Consider the following 3,999-nt stretch of genomic DNA (forward strand, 5'->3'; position numbering starts at 1 on the left):
GGGTTCCAAAGTCCCATAGAGTGACCGGCGTGGCGGGCGACCCGACCCCATTTTCACGCCTGCGAGGCGGCCCCCGGAAGGGTCAGAGGGCTCGCGGCAGGTTGGGCTGGCACACTTTCGGTCGTGAGCACGCCTGCGTGGGTCGAGCATGCGATCTGGTGGCAGATCTACCCGCTGGGTTTCGTCGGTGCCTTCCCGGCCGATAGGCGACCAGAGGCTGGCGAGCATCGGCTGCGGCGCATCGTCGAGTGGTTCGACCACGCGATTGCGTTGGGGGCCTCGGGGATTGCGCTGGGGCCGATCTTCGCCTCGCGCACCCACGGCTACGACACCACCGACCACTACCGCGTCGATCCGCGCCTCGGCGACGACGCCGACTTCGATTTTGTTGTTGCCGAAGCGCGCGGACGCGGCCTGCGCGTGCTGCTCGACGGCGTGTTCAACCACGTCGGCCCCGACTTCCCCCGCAACAACGAAACGTGGTTTCGCGACTACACCTTCGAAGGTCACGGCGATCTGACCACGCTCAACCACGACAACCCAGAAGTCGCCGAGTATGTGGCCGAGGTGATGGCCTACTGGCTGGGACGCGGCGCCGACGGGTGGCGGCTGGACGCGGCTTATGCCGTGCCGCCGAGGTTTTGGGCTTCCGTGCTCCCGCGGGTTCGCGACCGGCATCCCGATGCGTGGTTCGTCGGCGAGCTCATCCACGGCGATTACGCCGCGATGGTGGACGAGGGCGGTTTCGACTCGGTCACCCAATACGAGCTGTGGAAGGCGATCTGGAGCAGCCTCAACGACGGCAACTTCTACGAGCTCGATTGGGCGTTGCAGCGGCACAACGCATTTGTGCAACGTTTTGCGCCGCTGACCTTCATCGGCAATCACGACGTCACCCGCATCGCCAGCCGGCTGGAGAATTCCGCGCACGTGGCCCAGGCGCTGGTGCTGCAGATGACCGTCGGCGGCGTCCCCAGCGTGTATGCCGGCGACGAGCTCGGGTTCCGCGGCGTCAAGGAGGAGAGATTCGGCGGCGACGACGCGGTGCGCCCCGAATTCGGTTCTCCCCCACTACCTCTGGACGAGCACGGCGCGCAGGTGTGGGCACTGCACCAATACCTGATCGGGTTACGCCGTCGCCACCCGTGGCTCGTGGGAGCGTCGACCACCACGCTGCGGCTCGACAACCGACACTACGTCTATCAGACCCACCGCGGCGACGACGCGCTGATCGTCGCGCTCAACATCGACGAATCGCCGCTGGAGACAACTGTGCCGCGCGCGCAAGTGATCGCCGGCTCGGGAGTGCCGCCGGAAGATGTCGTCGACACGCTGGTGGTCGAACCGCACGGCTGGCGCATCCTGCGGCTTAGCTGAGCCGCTCGAGCGTCAATCGGTCCTCTTCCCCGCCGTAGTACTTGTCGAGCAACTCCACGAACTCCCGGTTGTCGTCGGTGGCGTGGGCGAACAGGGTCATCGACGAGCGCACCTTGAGGTCGTCGGGTGAGCCGAAGATCTCGCCGATCGAGCGGCCCTTGACGTTGTTGACAAGTTGCGTGCACTCGCGCAACCGCGGCCCGAGCACATCATGATCCAGGTATGCACGCGCCTCGTCGAGCGAGGAAATCGCATACCGTTCGGCCGTCGGGCTGCGGCCCAGCCCGGCGAGCTGCGGGAAAACGAACCAGATCCAATGGCTGCGTTTGCGTCCGGCACGCAACTCCTCGACTACGGTGTGGTACACGCGGGCCTGCGCGTCGACGAAACGCTGCAGATCGAAGGGGTCGGTTGCACAGTCCATGCCACCACAGTCGCACAGACGGGTTCCCAAGGTCCGCGACCTCGCGCCGCTGATCCGGTTCCGCAGGCCCCGCTTCGACCGCACCCAGCGCCGCCTCGACGCGGCGTTGACCATCGACGACCTGCGGCGCCTCGCCAAGCGGCGCACTCCGCGGGCGGCGTTCGACTACACCGACGGCGCCGCCGAGAACGAGATCTCGCTGGGGCGTGCCCGGCAAGCCTTCCGCGACATCGAGTTTCACCCGTCGATCCTGCGCGACGTGACGACGGTGCGAACCGGATGGGACGTGCTCGGCGGGCCGGTCGGGTGGCCCTTCGCGATTGCGCCGACCGGTTTTACCCGGCTGATGCATACGGCGGGCGAGATCGCCGGGGCGCGCGCCGCCGCCGCGGCCGGCATCCCGTTTTCGCTGTCCACCTTGGGGACCGCCTCGATCGAAGACGTAGTCGACGCTGTTCCGCAGGGCCGCAAATGGTTTCAGCTCTACATGTGGCGTGACCGGGACCGGTCGATGGCGTTGGTGCGCCGCGCCGCCGACGCCGGATTCGACACCTTGCTGGTCACCGTCGACGTGCCGGTCGCAGGCGCCCGGCTGCGTGACACCCGCAACGGGATGTCGATACCGCCGGCGTTGACGCTGCGCACCGTGCTCGACGCGCTGCCCCGACCGCGCTGGTGGTTCGACCTGCTGACCACCGAGCCGCTGGCCTTCGCCTCGCTGGACCGGTGGTCAGGCACGGTCGGCGAATACCTGGACACCATGTTCGACCCCAGCGTGACCTTCGCCGATCTGGCATGGATCAAGACCCAGTGGCCCGGCAAGCTCGTCGTCAAAGGAATCCAGACGCTCGACGACGCCCGCGCCGTCGTCGACGTCGGCGCCGACGGGATCGTGTTGTCCAATCACGGTGGCCGCCAGCTCGATCGGGCGCCGGTGCCGTTTCACCTGCTACCCGTCGTCGCCCGGGAGCTCGGCGCCGACACCGAGATCCTGCTGGACACCGGCATCATGTCCGGCGCGGACATCGTCGCCGCGGTCGCGCTGGGCGCGCGGTGCACGTTGATCGGGCGGGCCTACCTCTACGGGCTGATGGCCGGCGGCGAAGCGGGCGTCCGGCGCGCCATCGAGATCCTGACCGGTCAGCTGACCCGGACCATGCGGCTGCTCGGGGTCAGCTGCCTCGAGGAGCTCTCCCCCGGCCACGTGACCCAGTTGCGACGGCTGGTGCCGTTGTCCACAGATTGACCGACTGTTTTGGGGCTGATGCGCAAGGAAACAATGGGCAGCAATTTCAAAGACAGCCACGAAGTTGCCGGTGTCAATAGAGTCAGGTTATGAAACGAAGAATCGCCTGGTTCGCAACGACTGTGGTGATGTCTGGCGGTTTGGGTCTGGTCGCTCTGGGGTTGGGAGCAGGTATCGCGCAGGCTTATACGTATGGCCCGTTTCAATGGTGCCCGGGGCAAGACATGCCGAATGATCCGCCACGGGCGGACGGAGACCTAGTTTGGGACATGAGTGTCTGCCACACCTACTACTTCGACTATGACGTGCGGACTAAGGCTCCTGCCCACTATTGGGAGGGACCTAACCTATTTCCCACTCCGATCCCGCCGCCGCCTCCGCAGCCTCTGCCGCCTGATTGCCCGCCTTGGTCCCCGATCTTGGCCCCCTCCCGATGCGGCGGCCTCTAGATGAGTAATTCCTAACCGCGGCGGCGGGTGAGTTGCGGCGGGTTGTTGATGCGTACCGCTGTTGGTTGTCTGTGCGGCGTGGCGGCTTGTGACTGATGTGGTTGGAGGGCATCGATGGACGTTTGTGACGACGAACCTCGATGCCCTCCTGACCGAACTGTATGTGACGATCGATGATCATGTCATCGGACCGGACCGACGGCGAGTCGGTCGACCGAAGAGACTCACCGATGCCGAGCTGGTGTGCCTGGCCGTGGCGCAGGTACTGCTCGGTGCTCGCAGCGAACACCATTGGCTGCGTATGTGTTTGGGCCGGCTGCGCCATCTGTTTCCGTATTTGCCCAAGCAGCCGGGCTACCACAAACGGATCAAGGCCGCCGCTCCGTTGATCTGCAAAGCCATGCTGTATCTGGCCGCCCAGTGCCCCTCGTGGGCCGACGACCTGCGACTGGTCGACGGCACGCCGATCCCGTGCGGGGCCTCCCGGGAGACGGTGGTCCGCC

Annotated in this window: 3 protein-coding genes and 1 pseudogene; 3 read left to right on the forward strand and 1 reads right to left on the reverse strand. The window is 66.2% G+C overall.

Annotated features, from left to right (window positions below):
* The first annotated feature begins 123 nt into the window (after nt 1-123).
* Nucleotides 124-1,377 (forward strand): alpha-amylase family glycosyl hydrolase, encoded by a 1,254-nt coding sequence (locus AWC14_RS08895; RefSeq protein ID WP_045385680.1) that lies wholly within the window; start codon nt 124-126, stop codon nt 1,375-1,377.
* Here the strand turns inward: AWC14_RS08895 and AWC14_RS08900 are convergent.
* Nucleotides 1,370-1,801: a DUF1810 domain-containing protein gene (locus AWC14_RS08900; protein ID WP_045385679.1), complete on the reverse strand. Its 432-nt coding sequence runs from the start codon at nt 1,799-1,801 to the stop codon at nt 1,370-1,372. The genes AWC14_RS08895 and AWC14_RS08900 overlap by 8 nt on opposite strands.
* Here AWC14_RS08900 and AWC14_RS08905 point away from each other — a divergent pair.
* Together AWC14_RS08905 and AWC14_RS08915 are read left to right on the forward strand one after the other, a co-directional pair.
* Nucleotides 1,800-3,047, forward strand: coding sequence for an alpha-hydroxy acid oxidase (locus tag AWC14_RS08905; protein WP_045385678.1), 1,248 nt, complete (start codon nt 1,800-1,802; stop codon nt 3,045-3,047). The two genes, AWC14_RS08900 and AWC14_RS08905, sit on opposite strands and share 2 nt — an antisense overlap.
* A 573-nt stretch (nt 3,048-3,620) precedes the next feature.
* Nucleotides 3,621-3,999 (forward strand): annotated as a pseudogene (locus AWC14_RS08915) (IS982 family transposase); the annotation flags it as partial.

It is taken from the genome of Mycobacterium kyorinense (genome assembly GCF_002101735.1).
In the GTDB taxonomy this organism is placed as follows: Bacteria; Actinomycetota; Actinomycetes; order Mycobacteriales; family Mycobacteriaceae; genus Mycobacterium; species Mycobacterium kyorinense.

Excerpts from the sequence above, each read along its gene's own strand:
- AWC14_RS08905 (WP_045385678.1), top strand. The coding sequence starts at position 1,800 with ATGCCACCACAGTCGCACAGACGGGTTCCCAAGGTCCGCGACCTCGCG.
- AWC14_RS08900 (WP_045385679.1), bottom strand. The coding sequence starts at position 1,801 with ATGGACTGTGCAACCGACCCCTTCGATCTGCAGCGTTTCGTCGACGCG.